Genomic DNA, 16,720 nt, shown 5'->3' on the forward strand with positions numbered 1-16,720 from the left:
ATAAGTCGCAACGCTTAAGCTTCATACGGTCTTCGGCTCGTACAACTCCCAGCCTCTCGGAGTCAGATGCTCTTGCGGATGGTAACGGGTCTTGTATCCCATCTTCGGTGACCCATCGACCCAGTAACCAAGATAGACATGGGGCAGACCGAGGGTTCGGGTGCGGGAAATGTGATCAAGGATCAGGAAGGTACCGAGCGAGCGTTTTTCGAGCCCTGGGTTGAAGAAGGAGTAGACCATGGAAAGGCCATCGCTCATCATGTCTGTCAGCGCGACGGCAATCAATTCGCCGCGCTTGTTATCATCGATACTCGCGCCGGGCTCGCGTTTTCGGTATTCGATGATACGGGTATTGACGTGGGTATCTTCCACCATCACGGCGTAGTCGAGAGCAGACATATCCGACATACCACCAGACTGGTGTCGATGATCGAGATAGCGACGGAAGAGCGAGAATTGCTCTGTCGACGGCTCGGCGCGGTGGACTGTGGCGACCAGATCGCTGTTGGTGCTGATAACGCGCCGCATTGACTTGGTGGGAATAAAACGCTCAGCAATAATTCTCACCGAGACACAAGCGCGACAGTTCTCACAGGCGGGCCGATAGGCGATGTTCTGTGAGCGGCGAAATCCGCCTTGGGTCAGCAGATCGTTCATTTCTGCCGCCCGGGGGCCGACGAGGTGCGTAAACACCTTTCGTTCAAGCTGGTCCGGCAAATAAGGACACGTCGCCGGAGCGGTCAAATAAAACTGCGGAGAAGGCGTCGTCTGCGTGTTCATCGAACCTGATCGCTCCCCTTCACCCTCAACCCTTTGTATCAGAATGACAAAAAGGTAGAAAACGTCAACTACCGAAGAACACCATACATAAATTGAGCCGTCGTAAGACGGCTTTATTAGTTAAATCAATGGGTTCTTACAACCACGGTTCCGAGAAGGAAATCATGTACGAGGCGCGAGCGCTCCGTAAAGAGACCTGCAAGCAGTATCAGCGGGGTGAGGATCGAATTGATGATCCAGAACAGCGCGATATGAACCGTTGAGAGCAGGAAATCGATTCGCCTGCCGTCGATCCGTGCCATCGCAATGCCTGCAGCCCGCATTCCCGGCGTTGCCTGGGCAGAGCTTCCGAGCGTCATCCCGAAGTATAGAATTGCCACGACGAAAAACATCGCCGGGTAAAGCATGAAGCCGAAGCCAAGCGTCAATATGCCGAGAAAGAAGATGATGACCGCAGCCGGAATGCAAAGAAGAACAACCAGCATGTAATCAATGATGAAAGCAAAGACGCGGCGGCTGAGGACGCCGCTATAGGCACGCCAGTCCTCTGTCGGAACGTAAGTCGGGTTCGGGTCGATGCTCATCGGCGCTTTTCTCCTTTTCGCCATCAGATATGGTGTCGAGAATCATGAATGCAATGAGCGCAGACTTACCCCTTCGCCAGCTTCTTCGCGACCTCGATCGCGAAATAGGTCAGGATTCCATCGCAACCCGCACGTTTGAAGCAGAGTAGCGTCTCCATCATCACCCGGTCCCCATCAATCCATCCGTTCATGGCCGCAGCCTTGATCTGCGTGTATTCACCGGAAACCTGATAGGCAAAGGTCGGAAGTCCGAAAGCTTCTTTCAGCCGCCAGCATATATCGAGGTAAGGGAGGCCAGGCTTCACCATCAACATATCGGCCCCTTCCTCGACATCGAGCGCGGCATCGCGGACAGCTTCCATGCCATTGGCAGGATTGATGTAGTAGCTGTTCTTGTCGCCCTTAAGCAGCCCGCTGGTAGAAATAGCCTCGCGGTATGGACCGTAAAAGCCCGATGAGAACTTCGTTGCGTAGGACATGATGCCGACATTCTGATGTCCGGAAGCATCCAGTCCGCGACGGATAGCGCCGATGCGACCGTCCATCATTTCGGACGGGGAAATAATGTCTGCACCCGCCTCTGCCTGCATGATGGCGGCCTTGACGACCTGGTCTACCGTTTCGTCGTTGACGATATCGTCGCCACGCAAGATGCCGTCATGACCGTGGCTGGTGAAGGGGTCGAGCGCCACATCGGTTATGATGCCGAGGTTCGGAACGGCCTTTTTGATGGCGGCGGTTGCCTGATTGATGAGGTTGTTGGCTTCCAGCGCCTGCGAGCCGGTCTCGTCGCGCAACTCCATTTCAATGTTCGGAAAGGTCGCGATTGCCGGAATGCCGAGATCGGCAGCTTCCTTCGAAGCTTCGACAAGCTTGTCGACGCTCATGAGGTTGACACCCGGCATAGCTGGAATGGGCTTAACGATATTGGAGCCCGGTACGATAAAGACTGGCCAGATCAGGTCATCCACCGTCAGCAGGTTTTCACGAACAAGCCTGCGCGTCCAATCCGCTTTGCGGTTTCTGCGCATGCGGCGATGACCCGTGATATGATCTACCAGATGTGTCTTGTCAGTCATTAGTATGTCCTTCCGATATTGGTGTCGGGCATAGCACAACGACGCCAGGATGCGAATGCGGCATACTGGCAGAATAGCCGCTATGACATTGCGGGATAGCTCGCCGTAAATATCCTGTGGCAGGACGAACGAGGGAAACGTATCTTCGCGAAATGGAACCTGATTCTCTACCGTTGCCAAAAAGATCCCTGACGGAACTGCTCTACCTCTCCTTTCTGAGGCTGGTGGCGCTGTCCTGTTTCTGGTTCGGCTTGCAATACTGGGCAATGCTGACCGGCTATTCGCTGAACGGGCAGGGACGCTTTGATATGCTCAATCTTCCGTGGCGAGTTGCAGGCACGGGTCTGGCGATGGTTTTCCCGGTAGCGGCGCTTGGCCTATGGATCGGTGTTTCCTGGGGTGCCGTAATGTGGGTCATTGGTGCGGGCGCACAGATCGCCATGTACAAGGTGTGGCCGGGCATATTCGGAAACAACACCATGGTCCCGGTCATGCACGGCATTGTGGCAACTGTTTATATACTATTTCAGGTCGCTTTCTGGCTGGATGCCCGCCAGAACGACGAGCGCTCAAGAATTGATTAACCACTATAATAAAGCAATGCGGCCTGATTTTTCGGCGATTTTTTCCTTTAAGTGTTTGAATTTATTATGGGTGTGCTGCGCTGAATGTGGGTCGCCACAAGTCTCATCAAAAGCGGGACATGCCAGTAACCATTCGTTAATGATGCATTTTAAGTAGAATTTTATGCGCATTGCTTAGGTTTGCTCACAAGGCGGGAAACAAATCAAACACCGCCAAACAAAACAGTGAGGCAGTCATGATCAATAGCAAAGCAAAGTCGCAGACAGTCGCAAACGACGTACAGGAAGAAACCATCCGTTCGCTCTACATGGAATCGCTCCACTTGGTAGAGCGTCTCCACCGCCGCCTTCTCGATGTCATCAAGGACGAGTTCGACCGTCAGGGTCGCGACGATGTCAACGCAGTTCAGGCGCTGCTTCTCTTCAACATCGGTACCTCTGAATTGACTGCAGGCGAACTTCGCTCGCGTGGTTACTACCTCGGCTCGAACGTTTCCTATAACGTAAAGAAGCTCGTAGACCTCGGCTTCATCAACCACCAGCGTTCGCGCATCGACCGTCGCTCGGTTCGCATTTCGCTGACGGAGAAGGGTCAGGACATCGCAGAAACGGTCGCTCGCCTTTATGAACGCCACATCGGCTCCATTGAGAAGGTTGGTGGTATTGGTACCGGCGAATTCGCTGAAATGAACAAGATGCTTCAGCGTCTGGACCGTTTCTGGAACGACAGCATCGCTTACCGCCTCTAATTCTGGTAAGACTCTGGGCTTATCAAAGCCGGACGGGGATCCCGCGTCCGGCTTGTTGCATTTTTATCGAGCGACAACCCAAAATCACCGGGTGACACAGCTTCGTGAGGTGCATTCAGGTGACACGAATTGGCCATATTGGTATGGGACCGGCAAAGATGAAGGAGCCGGCGGTTTCTCCTGTGATCGCGTACAGCGTTGTTCAAATTCACATAGAGCATTTTCTGCCGGCAGGCGCATATATGCGTTTGTTAACGATGTTGTTTTAGGCATTGTTAGAGATGTCTGATCGAAGTGGCTGGTAGGTAAAATGACAAAGAAATCCGTCCCTGAACTAATGTCCCGACGCGCGATGCTGCGGTCTGCAGTTTCGGTTGGCGCTGCCGCTCTTGCTGCCCCTGCCATCGCGCAGGACGCGTTCAACGATCTGATCGGATCGTCGCGTCGCGGAAACTGGGACGATCAGTTCGATGCCAATACGTCGCGTTCAGCGGTCGGCGTCGTTTCCAACAATCCGGTTCTCGGCCCCGAAGCCCCGATCTACATGCAACAGGCGATCGCGCAGTATCAGCAGATCGTTTCCAACGGCGGCTGGCCGGATGTTCCGCAGAGCCAGCAGCGTTTGCAGATTGGCGTCAGTGATCCTTCCGTTCAGTCTCTGCGCCAGCGCCTCATGATTTCCGGCGACCTTCCGCGTGAGGCCGGAATTTCCAGCGCGTTCGATTCTTACGTCGATGGTTCCCTGAAGCGGTTTCAGGCACGGCACGGTCTGCCTGCCGATGGCGTCATCGGTGAGTACACTTTGAAGGCGCTGAATGTTTCGGCGCAGGTCCGCCTGGCACAGCTTCAGACGAACCTCGTGCGTATCGATACGATGTCGGGCGATCTGGGCGTCAAGCATGTGATGGTGAATATTCCGGCTGCCTCCATCGAGGCGGTGGAGAGCAACCGCGTCGTATTGCGCAACACAGCGGTCGTGGGCCGCGCCAGCCGCCCGACGCATGTCATCAATTCCAAGATTTATGAGATCATTCTCAACCCTTACTGGACCTCGCCGCGCTCGATTGTCGAAAAGGACATCGTTCCGTTGATGCAGAAGGACCCGACCTATCTGGAGCGCAACAATATCCGCCTTATCGATGGCCGAGGCCAGGAAGTGTCCCCGACGACCGTCGACTGGTTTGCACCGAAAATCCCTAACCTGATGTTCCGACAGGACCCCGGCAAGAACAACGCCATGTCTTCGACGAAGATCAACTTCCATAATCCGAATAACGAATACATGCACGACACGCCGCAACAGGGCCTTTTCAACAAGCTTATGCGATTCGAGTCCTCCGGCTGCGTGCGCGTTCAGAATGTTCGCGACCTGACCACATGGATGCTGCGTGATGAGCCAGGCTGGTCGCGCCAGGAAATCGAACGGGTTATCGCGACACGGGTGAACACACCCATCAAGATGACCCGGGAAATACCTGTCTACTTCGTCTACATCACTGCTTGGTCTGCGAAGGACGCAGTCGTGCAGTTCCGCGACGATATTTACGGCAACGATGGCAACGCCGAGTTGGCTCTCAACACCACCAGCGGCATGGAACAGCCTTCCGGTTCTATTGACGACGATCTGGTTCCGCGTAACTGATAGACGTAGTAATTGCTAAAGTTAGGCCGCGTTCGCCAAGAGGACGCGGCTTTTCTTATTCTTGATCCGTCCTGTGACGCATTTTTACGGCAAACGTCGCAGTTTGACGGGCAAATCTCGCTGTCCTTATTGCTCTTGAAAGGGTGGGGCGCTAAGACCCCATCGCATTACTGTTTCAGGAGCTTTCATCATGTCGAACACAGATGCCTTCTTTTCCAGCCCGCTTGCCGAAATCGATCCCGACATTTTCGGTGCGATCGAAAAGGAGCTGGGTCGTCAGCGCCACGAGATCGAACTGATCGCTTCTGAAAACATCGTTTCCCGCGCCGTTCTGGAAGCGCAGGGCTCGATCATGACCAACAAATATGCCGAGGGCTATCCGGGCAAGCGTTATTACGGCGGATGTCAGTTTGTCGACATTGCCGAAGAGCTCGCAATCGAGCGCGCCAAGAAGCTGTTTGGCGTGAACTTCGCCAACGTTCAGCCAAACTCAGGCTCGCAGATGAACCAGGCCGTGTTCCTCGCGCTGCTTCAGCCGGGCGATACCTTCATGGGTCTGGACCTGAATTCCGGTGGTCACCTGACGCACGGTTCGCCGGTCAACATGTCCGGCAAGTGGTTTAATGTCGTGTCCTACGGCGTTCGTGAAGGCGACAACCTTCTCGACATGGACGAAGTCGAGCGCAAGGCCAAGGAAACCAAGCCGAAGCTGATCCTCGCAGGCGGCACGGCTTATTCGCGCGTCTGGGACTGGAAGCGTTTCCGCGAAATCGCAGACGAAGTCGGTGCGTACCTCATGGTCGACATGGCGCATATTGCCGGTCTCGTTGCCGGTGGCCAGCATCCCTCGCCGTTCCCGCATGCCCATGTTGCAACGACGACGACCCACAAGTCGCTTCGCGGCCCACGTGGCGGCATGATCCTGACCAATGACGAGGACCTTGCCAAAAAGTTCAACTCGGCCGTCTTCCCTGGTCTTCAGGGTGGTCCGCTGATGCACGTCATCGCTGCCAAGGCCGTTGCCTTCGGTGAGGCGCTGAAGCCTGAATTCAAGGATTACGCGGCGCAGATCGTGAAAAACGCCAAGGCTCTTTCCGAGACCCTCATCGACGGTGGTCTAGACGTCGTTTCCGGCGGCACGGACAACCACCTGATGCTGGTCGATCTTCGCAAGAAGAACGCCACCGGCAAGCGCGCGGAAGCCGCTCTTGGTCGCGCCTACATCACCTGCAACAAGAACGGCATTCCGTTCGACCCTGAAAAGCCTTTCGTGACCTCCGGCGTTCGGCTCGGCACGCCTGCGGGTACGACGCGTGGCTTCAAGGAAGCGGAATTCCGTGAGATCGGCAAACTGATTGTGGAAACGCTGGATGGCCTCAAGGCTGCCAATTCCGATGAAGGCAATGCCGGTGTAGAAGCTGCGGTACGCGAGAAGGTCGTCGCTTTGACTGATCGTTTCCCGATGTACCCGTACCTCTAAGAAGGAATAGTGGATGCGCTGCCCGTTTTGCGGTTCTGAAGACACACAGGTCAAGGACTCGCGTCCGGCGGAGGATAACACCTCCATCCGCCGGCGGCGCATCTGCCCGGATTGCGGCGGTCGCTTTACCACCTACGAACGCGTTCAGTTGCGTGAGTTGATGGTCATCAAGAAGAGCGGCCGCAAGCTTCCCTTCGATCGTGAAAAGCTGGTGCGGTCTTTCGAGATCGCACTGCGCAAACGCCCGGTGGACCGCGACCGTATTGAGCGCGCGGTTTCCGGTATTGCCCGCCGTTTGGAAAGCTCCGGCGAGACGGAAATTCAATCGGAAGAAATTGGCTTGCAGGTTCTCGAAGCGCTGAAAAGCCTCGATGATGTGGCCTTCGTGCGCTATGCGTCCGTGTACCGCGATTTCAGCCATGCGGAAGATTTCGAGAACGTTATCGCGGAAATCAACGCGAAAATTGCGCGCGATACGGATGCCGGAAACTGACCATGACCACCCGCGCCGATGATGAACGATTTATGGCGCGCGCCATCGAAATCTCCCGCCGCCATACAGGTTTGACCGAAACCAACCCCTCCGTTGGATGCGTTCTGGTCAAGGATGGCCAGATCATCGCCGAAGCCGTGACCTCAATCGGCGGCAGGCCGCATGCAGAGCGCAATGCACTGGATATCGCAGGCGAAGCGGCGAAGGGTGCGACAGCCTATGTGACGCTCGAACCATGCTCCCACTGGGGACGAACGCCGCCCTGTGCAAATGCGCTGGTGGAGTTCGGCATTGCGCGTGCGGTCGTCTCGGTGGATGACCCGGATGAGCGGGTCGCGGGGCGTGGATATCAGATACTTCGTGACGCGGGGATATCGGTCGACACCGGCATTTTGCGTCAGGAAAGTGAACGGGCGCTGGCGGGCTATCTGACACGGAAGATCAAAAAACGGCCGCACGTAACTTTGAAGCTCGCCGTGTCTGCCGATGGAATGATCGGTCGCAAAGACGAGGGGCAGGTTGCCATCACCGGCCCAGAAGCGCGACATGCCGTGCATGAGTTGCGGGCGCGCTGCGACGCGATACTCGTTGGCATAGGCACGGCGCTTTCTGACGATCCTGAGCTTAACGTCCGCATTTCGGGCATGGAACATCATTCGCCGGTGCGTTTCGTGCTGGACCGGCGGCTGGATTTGCCGCTGGCGTCGAAGCTGGTGAAGACGGCCCACACTGTGCCGACCGTTGCCGTTGTGATACCGTCTGCCGCGCTGCCGGTTAACGTCGCCGCCAGTGATCCTGAAGAGATTCAGCCGATTGATCAAAAGCGAGTCGGATTGAGTGGGGCAGGCGTGGAAATCCTCGAAGTGACCGACCTCGACGATTTTCTGCTGACCCTCGGTGCGCGGGAAATGTCCGAGCTTCTTGTCGAAGGCGGCGCGGTCGCTGCACGTGCCTTTCTCGGAGCCGGACTGGTCGACCGTATTCTTCTGTTTGAAAGCCCGGTCATAATCGGTGAGGACGGTATTGAAACGCCGCTGAAGCGCGCCGATATCCCGCAGGATTATTACTTTATCGGCGAGACGACTTATGGTGCGGATCGCTGTTTCGATTATGAAAGGCCGCTTTGATGTTCACCGGTATCGTCACTGATGTTGGAACTGTTTCGCAATTGCAGCCCCTGCCCGAAGGCGTGCGTCTGCGCGTGGCCACGAATTACGACCCAAAGACTATCGACATGGGGGCTTCAATTTCCCACGGTGGCGTCTGCCTGACGGTGACGAGACTGCCGGAAGACGCCAGCAACGAACGCTGGTACGAAGTTGAAGCATGGGAAGAGGCGCTGCGCCTGACGACAATTTCCGCATGGCAGCAGGGTACGAAGGTCAATCTCGAGCGCGCGTTGAAGATCGGCGACGAACTTGGCGGACACATCGTTTCCGGCCATGTCGATGGCAAGGCAGAAATTCTGTCCGTCGAATCTGAGGGCGAGGCCGTGCGTATCCGCCTGCGCGCACCGGAACATCTGGCAAAATTCGTCGCACCAAAAGGCTCCGTCGCGCTGGACGGCACATCGCTCACCGTCAATGCCGTGGATGGACCGGACTTCGATGTGTTGTTGATCCGCCATACGCTGACGGTTACGACCTGGGGTGACCGCAACCCCGGTGATTTCGTCAATTTCGAAGTCGATACGATGGCCCGCTATGCGGCACGCCTTGCGGAATTTCCGTCGAAGTAGGATGGTGACGACAAGCAGTGCTTGAACGCGCTGCACCGCCCCGGAGCGCAATATGCCATCTTATGAACTGCTTGCGGCTTTCTTTGTAACGACTGCTCTTTTCGCGTACATTCCCGGACCCGCCATGCTTTATGCCGCGGCGCAGACCATGGCGCGGGGGCGGTTTGCCGGGTTGATGGCGGTTCTTGGCATTCATGTTGGTTGCTATGTTCATATTTTTGCAGCGGCGGCGGGGTTGTCGGTTCTGTTCCAGGCGGTGCCGTGGCTCTATCTTGCCGTGAAGCTTGGAGGCGCCTGCTATCTGATCTGGCTCGGCTTTTCGATGCTTCGCTCGAAGCTTGAAGATGGGATGGCGAGCGTCATGATCGAGCCGAAGTCGGCCAGACGGGCTTTTGTCGACAGCATTATCGTGGATATGTTGAACCCTAAGACCGCACTGTTCTTTCTGGCGTTTCTGCCGCAATTCGTCGATCCCGCAGCGGCATTTCCGGTGTGGCTGCAATTCCTGATCCTCGGCGTGGCGGTGAATTTCATTTTCTCCTCAGCGGATCTGTTGGGTGTTCTTCTGGCAGGCGCGATGGTGGGACGATTGAAGCGGTCGTCAGTAGCGCAGGCGCTTGCGCGGCGCGCGGCGGGCACGGTTTTGATGGGGCTTGGCGTTCATCTGGCGCTGCAACGGGGCTGATCGACGGGTCTGAACACGCGACCAAACGCCGCCCAGGCAGCAGCAATGCATTAAAAATACTTGCCAAGCGCTGCAAGCCATGGTTTGACCGCGCCAAAAGCCGGTATGATCGGCGTAAGCTTCAGGAAACTCCCATGTCCAAGCCCCATCTTCTCATCGTAGAAGCTCGTTTTTATGACGATATGGCCGATGCACTGCTCGATGGCGCAAAGTTTGCGCTCGAAGAGGCTGGCGCCACCTATGACATCATCACCGTTCCCGGCGCGCTGGAAATCCCGGCAGCCATAGCCATGGCGCTAGATGGCGCAGACAATGGCGGCACGGAATATGATGGCTTCGTCGCACTCGGCATGGTCATTCGCGGCGAGACCTATCACTTCGATATCGTTGCGAACGAATCCTCACGCGCCATCATGGACCTGACCGTCAGCGAATCGCTTGCCATTGGCAACGGCATTCTGACTGTCGAGAATGATGAGCAGGCTTGGGCACGCGTGCGCCGTTCGGACAAGGACAAGGGCGGCTTTGCTGCCCGTGCGGCGCTGACCATGATCGAACTCAAGAAGAAGCTGGGTGGTTGATAGCATGACGAGTGTCGAAAACGGCGCAGAGCCGCGTCAGCCTTCCATCAAGCCGGTCAACCAGCGCGGGGCCGCACGCCTCGCAGCCGTGCAGGCGCTGTACCAGATGGATGTTGGTGGCACTGGCGTCATGGAAGTGGTCGCCGAATATGAGGCGCATCGTCTTGGCAAGGAAGTGGATGGCGAGACCTATCTCAAGGCCGATCCGTCCTGGTTCCGCTCCATTGTTTCCGGCGTCGTGCGCGATCAGACCAAAATCGACCCGCTGGTACGTTCCGCTCTTCAGGAAGACTGGCCGCTGTCGCGCCTCGACACCACGGTTCGCGCCATCCTGCGCGCTGGCACCTTCGAAATCCTTGAGCGCAAGGATGTTCCGGTCGCCGTGATCGTGACCGAATACGTCGAAATCGCCCGCGCATTCTTCGAGAATGATGAGCCGAAGCTCGTCAATGCGGTTCTCGATCGTATTGCCAAACAGGTGCGCGGCGAGGCCAAGCGCTGATAAAAATGGAATGAGGAAGACATGAGCGCGGTATCGGTTGCTGGTCTTGAAGGCCAACTTTCTGAGGCTAAGCGCAATGTCTTTCTCCTGACCATCGCTCAGGCGATCCTTGGTTCTGCCGGGCCTTTGAGCTTTTCCGTTGGCGCGCTGGCGGGCTATCAGCTTCTTGGTGCAGACAAGTCTCTGGCCACCGCTCCGCTCACCGGTTTCAACATCGGCGTTGCCTTCGGTGCCATTGCGGTCGCTCTGGCTGCAAAGTTTCTTGGGCGGAAGGCGGGCTTCGTTCTCGGCGCGCTGCTATGCTCCACAGGCGGCGCGCTTGCAGCAACCGCGCTGTTTCGAACGGATTTCTGGCTGTTTGCACTGGGCCTGATGCTGATCGGGCTCGCGGGTGGCTTTACGCAGAAAATTCGTTTCGCCGCTGCCGATGCATCTCCATCCTTCTACAAGCCCAAGGCAATCTCTTGGATTCTGGCGGGCGGGGTGGTCTCCGCAATCGTCGGGCCTCAGCTGGCCATTTTCGGCAAGGATATTCTTGCCCCGGTCACCTTCTCAGGTGCGTTCATTGCGCTGGTGCCGCTTGGTCTGATTGCCGCTGGCGTCCTCACGCTCCTGAAATTGCCTGAGCCTAAGCAGGCGGTAACGACTGAGCCCGTTCGGCCACTCCTTGAAATCGTCGCAACGCGCCGATTCATAACCGGCATGGTATGCGGCATCGGCTCCTATGCGTTGATGACCTTCATGATGATCGGCGCGCCTCTTGCCATGGTCGTGGGCTGTGGCTTTCCAAGCGAGCTTGCGACGCTTGGCATTCAATGGCACGTACTTGCAATGTTCGGCCCCAGTTTCTTCACCGGCATTCTCATCACGCGCTTCGGGGCGGAAAAAGTCGTGGCCGCGGGCCTCTTCATCCTCATGGCCTGCGCAATCGTGGCGCATATGGGCGTGGAGCTCTGGAATTTTTGGGCGGCGCTCATTCTTTTAGGAGCCGGTTGGAACTTCGGCTTTATCGGGGCAACCTCCATCGTATCTTCCAGTTACCGCCCGCATGAGGCGGACAAGGTGCAGGGCTTCCACGATATCGTGCTGTTCGGCATGGTTGCCATGTCATCCTTTTCGTCTGGCAAGGTCTTCACCTCATGGGGCTGGTCGGTGATGAACCTCGTCATCTGGCCGGTCGCGGGTCTTTGTCTTCTGCTGGTGATGACGCTGATATTCAGCAAAGCGCAAAAACTAAAATCATAAAGATAAGCAACTGCTTGTTGATCTTCGCACTTGACGCGACGCCTTCCGGCAACGCAATCTCCACCCGCATGCCGTTTCTTCCTTGGGAGGGGAACAAATGGCTCACCTTGGCGTAAGGCGCTTTGCGCCTCACGCCCCGCATGTGGTTTCGCCCGCCGGGGAGGGAGTTGAGGACCCGGCACAATGGGAGGTAAGTGCGAATGACCGTCATTGCATTGGTAATTTTATGCGGTGCCCTTTCTATCGCTTATGCGATTTGGGCAACGAAAAGCGTTCTGGAGGCCGATGAGGGCACAGAGCGCATGCGTGAAATAGCAGGCTATATTCGTGAGGGCGCGCAGGCTTACCTCACCCGTCAATATCTCACCATCGCAATTGTCGGTGTAATCGTCACGATAGCGGCATGGATTCTTCTCTCAGCCGAAGCTGCTGTCGGTTTCGTTATTGGTGCCGTTTTGTCGGGCGCTGCCGGTTTCGTCGGTATGCATGTCTCGGTCCGGGCCAATCTTCGCACGGCGCAGGCCGCTTCTCACAGCCTTGCGGCAGGCCTCGATATCGCGTTCAAATCCGGCGCGATTACCGGCATGCTGGTTGCCGGTCTGGCACTGCTCGGTGTCTCCATTTACTATTTCATTCTCACCTCGGTTCTCGGTCACCCGACCGGCTCTCGTGACGTGATCGACGCGCTGGTGTCGCTCGGCTTCGGCGCATCGCTGATTTCAATCTTCGCCCGTCTCGGCGGCGGCATCTTTACCAAGGGTGCGGATGTCGGCGGCGATCTTGTCGGCAAGGTTGAGGCGGGCATTCCAGAGGATGACCCGCGTAACCCGGCCACCATCGCCGATAACGTCGGGGACAATGTGGGCGATTGCGCAGGCATGGCAGCGGACCTGTTCGAGACCTACGCCGTCTCGGTGGTCGCAACCATGGTGCTTGCCGCCATCTTCTTTGCCGGTGCGCCGGTGCTGGAAAGCGCGATGCTCTATCCGCTTGCCATTTGCGGCGTTTGCATCCTCACCTCCATTGCCGGAACGTTCTTCGTCAAGCTCGGCACCAACAACTCCATCATGGGCGCGCTTTACAAAGGCCTCATCGCCACTGGCGTCTTCTCCGTTGCGGGCCTTGCGGTTGCGACATTCCTCACCATCGGGTGGGGATCGATCGGCACAGTAGCGGGCAAGGATATCACCGGTACGAACCTGTTCTTCTGCGGCCTTCTTGGCCTGCTGGTGACGGCGCTGATCGTGGTGATCACCGAATATTATACGGGCACGAACAAGCGTCCGGTCAACTCCATCGCCCAGGCCTCCGTCACTGGCCACGGCACCAACGTCATCCAGGGTCTGGCCGTTTCTCTCGAATCGACGGCGCTGCCCGCCATCGTCATCGTCGGCGGCATCATCTCGACATACCAGCTTGCGGGCCTCTTCGGCACGGGCATTGCCGTGACGGCGATGCTTGGGCTGGCGGGCATGATCGTGGCGCTTGATGCCTTCGGCCCGGTGACGGATAATGCCGGTGGTATCGCTGAAATGGCGGGTCTGGACCCTGATGTACGCAAGGCAACGGATGCGCTGGATGCGGTGGGTAATACCACCAAGGCGGTGACCAAGGGGTATGCCATCGGCTCTGCCGGTCTAGGCGCTCTGGTATTGTTTGCAGCCTATTCGAACGACCTGTCCTACTTCGCTGCGAACGGGGAAACCTATCCTTACTTTCAGGGAATAGGTGAAATCTCCTTCAGCCTTTCCAACCCTTATGTGGTAGCCGGTCTGCTGTTCGGCGGTCTCATCCCATATCTCTTCGGCGGTATTGCCATGACTGCGGTTGGCAAAGCGGCGGGCTCCATCGTCGAAGAGGTTAGGCGCCAGTTTCGTGAAAAGCCCGGCATCATGCAGGGCACGGAAAAGCCGGATTACGGCAGGGCCGTGGATTTGTTGACCAAGGCGGCCATTCGCGAAATGGTCATTCCATCCCTGCTGCCGGTTCTGGCGCCCATCGTCGTCTATTTCGGCGTGCTGCTGATCTCCGGCTCCAAGGCCTCGGCCTTTGCAGCCCTCGGTGCATCGCTGCTGGGCGTCATCATCAACGGTCTGTTCGTGGCCATCTCCATGACCTCCGGTGGTGGCGCGTGGGATAATGCCAAGAAAAGCTTCGAAGATGGCTTCGTGGACAAGGACGGCGTTCGCCATGTGAAGGGTTCGGAAGCGCACAAGGCTTCGGTAACCGGCGATACGGTGGGTGATCCCTACAAGGACACGGCTGGCCCGGCAGTGAACCCGGCAATCAAGATCACCAACATCGTGGCACTGTTGCTGCTGGCGATTTTGGCTGGGTGAATGGTTGGCGCAAACGGCTGTCCGTGAAAGACAGCACCAGCGTCGTGTTCGGGCAAAGGCGATACTGCCTTTATCACGACTTTGACCGGGGCAATCCGTTCCAGTCTTGTCGCCGCGAAAACGCGCGGCGCTGGGACCACCGACTTCAAAGCCGGGGAAGGGAGCATCCATTTCGGAAAGTTTCAGCGCACACTTTTTACCGAGACTTCAGGTTGGCAATACCGCGTTTCTCGCGAGCCATGCCGTCATAGCCTTTTCAGCTTCAGCTCGCGTAGGCGTACCGATGCGCCCACCGAAAACCCTGCACTTCAACGCGGCAGCGACAGAGGAAAGCTGAATGGCCGCCCGGCTTTCCATTCCCTCCGCGATGGTCAGCGCAAACGTGCCGTGGAACACATCGCCCGCCGCAAGCGTATCGACAGCCTCGATTTTCATCGTGGACTGGAAATTCACTTCTGGATCACCCGGTTCGGTCCAATAGCAGCCAAGCGGGCCAGCGGTGACGGCGATAAAGGTTTGCGGGTAGCGCTGATGCAGCACCGGCAGCATCGCGGGGACTTCGGAAAGGCCGGTCAGGCGTTCTGCGGCGGGTTCAGAGAAGATGATGTGGCTTGCGGAGGGGGCGAGCTTTTCCAGCGTTTCGACCGGTGCGACGTCTCCGTCCAGAATTGCGGGCTTGCCCAGCGCGCGGGCGACGGTCAGCACATCCAGCGCCAGTTCCGGCCAGCGCACATCCACCAGCACGGCATCGAAAGGCGCGATATCAGCCTCTGTACAGGAGTGTTTGGTCTCATGAAGCTTGTGATCGTAGAAGGGTACGATCAGCCGCTCTCCCCGGTCATCGATGATGATGGTGGAGAGCGCCGAGCGGGCACCTTTCGCCACGGTCATGCCTGACGTGTCGATGCCGCTTTCCGAGAGATCACGCAGGATTCGGTTGCCGGTTTCATCGTCACCAACCGCACCCCAAAGGCTTGCGCGCCCGCCCATGCGGTGAACGGTATAGGCCGCACTCGATGCCATGCCCTCGGCAATCTGCACCATCTCATAGGGCAGGACCTTGCCTTGGCCGGTGGGCATATCATGCACGCGAAATAGCGTGTCCAGCACGGCAGCGCCTACGCATAATACGTGCTTGCCGTGGTTCTGATCTTCACTTGTAACTGTCATCAAAATTCAGATTCGCCTGCCTGTTTCCTTGTCGAAGAGGTGCACGGAAGCGGCATCGATGGCAACACGAACCGTATCGCCAAAGCGGATATCCAGCCGCTCGCGGAACAGGCAGGCGATCTCTTCGCCTTCGCAATTCAGCTTGGCGTAGATTTCCGAGCCGGTGCCTTCCACCAGTTCGACGCGTCCTTCGATGCCGGTATCCGCAGCGCGGATATGTTCCGGACGAATGCCGTAGACCAGATCGCGACCGCCTAGTGCTGCCGGGTCGGCAGTCGGTGGCAGCGGCAATGTTACGCCCTTGGCCGTGCGGAACACGCCTTCCTCGACGCGCCCGCGAAGGAAATTCATGGCGGGCGAACCGATAAAGCCTGCAACGAAGAGATTGGCCGGACGGTCGTAAAGCTCCAGCGGCGCGCCGATCTGTTCGATCAAGCCATTATGCAGAACCACGATCTTGTCAGCCATGGTCATGGCTTCGACCTGATCATGCGTCACATAAATGGTGGTCGTGCCGATGCGCTGGTGCATGGCCTTGATCTCGCCGCGCATCTGCACACGCAGCTTGGCATCGAGGTTCGACAGCGGCTCATCAAAGAGGAAGACCTGCGGATCGCGCACCAATGCGCGGCCCATGGCGACACGCTGGCGCTGACCGCCTGAGAGCTGGCGTGGATAGCGATCCAGAAGCTTTTCCAGACCGAGAATGCCTGCGGCTCTGTCTACTTTTGTCTTCGTCTCCGCAGGATTTACCTTCTTGAGTTTGAGCGCAAAGCCCATATTTTCCTGTACCGTCATATGCGGATAAAGCGCGTAGTTCTGAAACACCATGGCGATATCGCGGTCACGGGCGGGGAGGTGGCTGACCTCGCGCGCGCCGATGTGGATTTCGCCATCGCTGACCTCTTCCAGCCCCGCAATCATGCGCAGAAGGGTGGACTTGCCGCAGCCGGATGGGCCGACGAGCACGACGAATTCGCCGTCACGAATATCGATATCGATGCCGTGGATGACGTTGACCGAACCGAAGCGTTTTTGAACGTTTTGAATATTGACCGGTGCCATGATG

Annotated in this window: 17 protein-coding genes; 12 read left to right on the forward strand and 5 right to left on the reverse strand. The window is 57.3% G+C overall.

What is annotated here, in order from left to right; translation table 11 throughout:
* Nucleotides 1–21: 21 nt before the first annotated feature.
* The 3 genes from G6L28_RS04165 to hemB all read right to left on the reverse strand — a co-directional run bounded on the left by G6L28_RS04165 (nt 22) and on the right by hemB (nt 2,443).
* Nucleotides 22–780, reverse strand: coding sequence for an arginyltransferase (locus G6L28_RS04165; protein WP_174062537.1), 759 nt, complete (start codon nt 778–780; stop codon nt 22–24).
* Between the two features lie 125 nt (nt 781–905).
* Complete coding sequence (locus G6L28_RS04170) at nt 906–1,364, reverse strand: RDD family protein (RefSeq protein WP_174062538.1); 459 nt, start codon at nt 1,362–1,364, stop codon at nt 906–908.
* 65 nt (nt 1,365–1,429) lie between these two features.
* Nucleotides 1,430–2,443, reverse strand: a complete 1,014-nt coding sequence (gene hemB, locus G6L28_RS04175) for a porphobilinogen synthase (protein ID WP_174062539.1) — start codon at nt 2,441–2,443, stop codon at nt 1,430–1,432.
* A gap of 152 nt (nt 2,444–2,595) precedes the next feature.
* On the opposite strand from hemB, the gene G6L28_RS04180 reads away from it, so the two are divergent.
* From G6L28_RS04180 to G6L28_RS04235, 12 genes are all read left to right on the forward strand, one after another.
* A complete protein-coding gene (locus tag G6L28_RS04180; protein ID WP_174062540.1) occupies nt 2,596–3,027 on the forward strand; it encodes a DUF6163 family protein in 432 nt (143 codons plus the stop codon).
* 236 nt (nt 3,028–3,263) lie between these two features.
* Complete coding sequence (gene ldtR, locus G6L28_RS04185) at nt 3,264–3,776, forward strand: transcriptional regulator LdtR (protein WP_174062541.1); 513 nt, start codon at nt 3,264–3,266, stop codon at nt 3,774–3,776.
* Between the two features lie 310 nt (nt 3,777–4,086).
* On the forward strand, nt 4,087–5,418 hold the full coding sequence (locus tag G6L28_RS04190; RefSeq protein WP_174062542.1) for a L,D-transpeptidase family protein: 1,332 nt from the start codon (nt 4,087–4,089) through the stop codon (nt 5,416–5,418).
* A gap of 190 nt (nt 5,419–5,608) precedes the next feature.
* Entirely contained in the window at nt 5,609–6,898 is a 1,290-nt protein-coding gene (gene glyA, locus G6L28_RS04195) for a serine hydroxymethyltransferase (RefSeq protein ID WP_174062543.1), read from the forward strand.
* A 13-nt stretch (nt 6,899–6,911) separates the two neighbouring features.
* Nucleotides 6,912–7,391, forward strand: coding sequence for a transcriptional regulator NrdR (nrdR, locus tag G6L28_RS04200; RefSeq protein WP_174062544.1), 480 nt, complete (start codon nt 6,912–6,914; stop codon nt 7,389–7,391).
* A gap of 2 nt (nt 7,392–7,393) precedes the next feature.
* On the forward strand, nt 7,394–8,518 hold the full coding sequence (gene ribD / locus G6L28_RS04205) for a bifunctional diaminohydroxyphosphoribosylaminopyrimidine deaminase/5-amino-6-(5-phosphoribosylamino)uracil reductase RibD (RefSeq protein ID WP_174062545.1): 1,125 nt from the start codon (nt 7,394–7,396) through the stop codon (nt 8,516–8,518).
* Nucleotides 8,518–9,129 (forward strand): riboflavin synthase, encoded by a 612-nt coding sequence (locus tag G6L28_RS04210; protein ID WP_174062546.1) that lies wholly within the window; start codon nt 8,518–8,520, stop codon nt 9,127–9,129. The genes ribD and G6L28_RS04210 overlap by 1 nt, the downstream gene beginning before the upstream one ends.
* A 52-nt stretch (nt 9,130–9,181) precedes the next feature.
* On the forward strand, nt 9,182–9,814 hold the full coding sequence (locus G6L28_RS04215) for a LysE family translocator (protein WP_174062547.1): 633 nt from the start codon (nt 9,182–9,184) through the stop codon (nt 9,812–9,814).
* Between the two features lie 134 nt (nt 9,815–9,948).
* On the forward strand, nt 9,949–10,395 hold the full coding sequence (gene ribH, locus G6L28_RS04220; RefSeq protein WP_027676187.1) for a 6,7-dimethyl-8-ribityllumazine synthase: 447 nt from the start codon (nt 9,949–9,951) through the stop codon (nt 10,393–10,395).
* A 4-nt stretch (nt 10,396–10,399) separates the two neighbouring features.
* Nucleotides 10,400–10,897: a transcription antitermination factor NusB gene (nusB, locus tag G6L28_RS04225; protein ID WP_027676188.1), complete on the forward strand. Its 498-nt coding sequence runs from the start codon at nt 10,400–10,402 to the stop codon at nt 10,895–10,897.
* Between the two features lie 21 nt (nt 10,898–10,918).
* Nucleotides 10,919–12,142: an MFS transporter gene (locus G6L28_RS04230; protein WP_174062548.1), complete on the forward strand. Its 1,224-nt coding sequence runs from the start codon at nt 10,919–10,921 to the stop codon at nt 12,140–12,142.
* 200 nt (nt 12,143–12,342) lie between these two features.
* Entirely contained in the window at nt 12,343–14,481 is a 2,139-nt protein-coding gene (locus tag G6L28_RS04235) for a sodium-translocating pyrophosphatase (protein WP_174062549.1), read from the forward strand.
* Between the two features lie 207 nt (nt 14,482–14,688).
* Here the strand turns inward: G6L28_RS04235 and G6L28_RS04240 are convergent, their stop codons facing one another.
* Nucleotides 14,689–15,651, reverse strand: a complete 963-nt coding sequence (locus tag G6L28_RS04240; RefSeq protein WP_174062550.1) for a sugar kinase — start codon at nt 15,649–15,651, stop codon at nt 14,689–14,691.
* 6 nt (nt 15,652–15,657) lie between these two features.
* Nucleotides 15,658–16,716, reverse strand: coding sequence for an ABC transporter ATP-binding protein (locus tag G6L28_RS04245; protein ID WP_174062551.1), 1,059 nt, complete (start codon nt 16,714–16,716; stop codon nt 15,658–15,660).
* Nucleotides 16,717–16,720: the final 4 nt, after the last annotated feature.

The sequence above is a fragment of the Agrobacterium larrymoorei genome (assembly GCF_013322225.1).
GTDB lineage: Bacteria > Pseudomonadota > Alphaproteobacteria > Rhizobiales > Rhizobiaceae > Agrobacterium > Agrobacterium larrymoorei_A.

Coding starts and splice junctions, on each gene's coding strand:
- G6L28_RS04215 (WP_174062547.1), top strand. CDS start 9,182: ATGCCATCTTATGAACTGCTTGCGGCTTTCTTTGTAACGACTGCTCTT.
- G6L28_RS04245 (WP_174062551.1), bottom strand. CDS start 16,716: ATGGCACCGGTCAATATTCAAAACGTTCAAAAACGCTTCGGTTCGGTC.
- ribD (WP_174062545.1), top strand. CDS start 7,394: ATGACCACCCGCGCCGATGATGAACGATTTATGGCGCGCGCCATCGAA.
- G6L28_RS04190 (WP_174062542.1), top strand. CDS start 4,087: ATGACAAAGAAATCCGTCCCTGAACTAATGTCCCGACGCGCGATGCTG.
- nusB (WP_027676188.1), top strand. CDS start 10,400: ATGACGAGTGTCGAAAACGGCGCAGAGCCGCGTCAGCCTTCCATCAAG.
- hemB (WP_174062539.1), bottom strand. CDS start 2,443: ATGACTGACAAGACACATCTGGTAGATCATATCACGGGTCATCGCCGC.
- G6L28_RS04235 (WP_174062549.1), top strand. CDS start 12,343: ATGACCGTCATTGCATTGGTAATTTTATGCGGTGCCCTTTCTATCGCT.
- G6L28_RS04240 (WP_174062550.1), bottom strand. CDS start 15,651: ATGACAGTTACAAGTGAAGATCAGAACCACGGCAAGCACGTATTATGC.
- G6L28_RS04165 (WP_174062537.1), bottom strand. CDS start 780: ATGAACACGCAGACGACGCCTTCTCCGCAGTTTTATTTGACCGCTCCG.
- G6L28_RS04230 (WP_174062548.1), top strand. CDS start 10,919: ATGAGCGCGGTATCGGTTGCTGGTCTTGAAGGCCAACTTTCTGAGGCT.
- ribH (WP_027676187.1), top strand. CDS start 9,949: ATGTCCAAGCCCCATCTTCTCATCGTAGAAGCTCGTTTTTATGACGAT.
- glyA (WP_174062543.1), top strand. CDS start 5,609: ATGTCGAACACAGATGCCTTCTTTTCCAGCCCGCTTGCCGAAATCGAT.
- G6L28_RS04170 (WP_174062538.1), bottom strand. CDS start 1,364: ATGAGCATCGACCCGAACCCGACTTACGTTCCGACAGAGGACTGGCGT.
- G6L28_RS04210 (WP_174062546.1), top strand. CDS start 8,518: ATGTTCACCGGTATCGTCACTGATGTTGGAACTGTTTCGCAATTGCAG.
- G6L28_RS04180 (WP_174062540.1), top strand. CDS start 2,596: ATGGAACCTGATTCTCTACCGTTGCCAAAAAGATCCCTGACGGAACTG.
- ldtR (WP_174062541.1), top strand. CDS start 3,264: ATGATCAATAGCAAAGCAAAGTCGCAGACAGTCGCAAACGACGTACAG.
- nrdR (WP_174062544.1), top strand. CDS start 6,912: ATGCGCTGCCCGTTTTGCGGTTCTGAAGACACACAGGTCAAGGACTCG.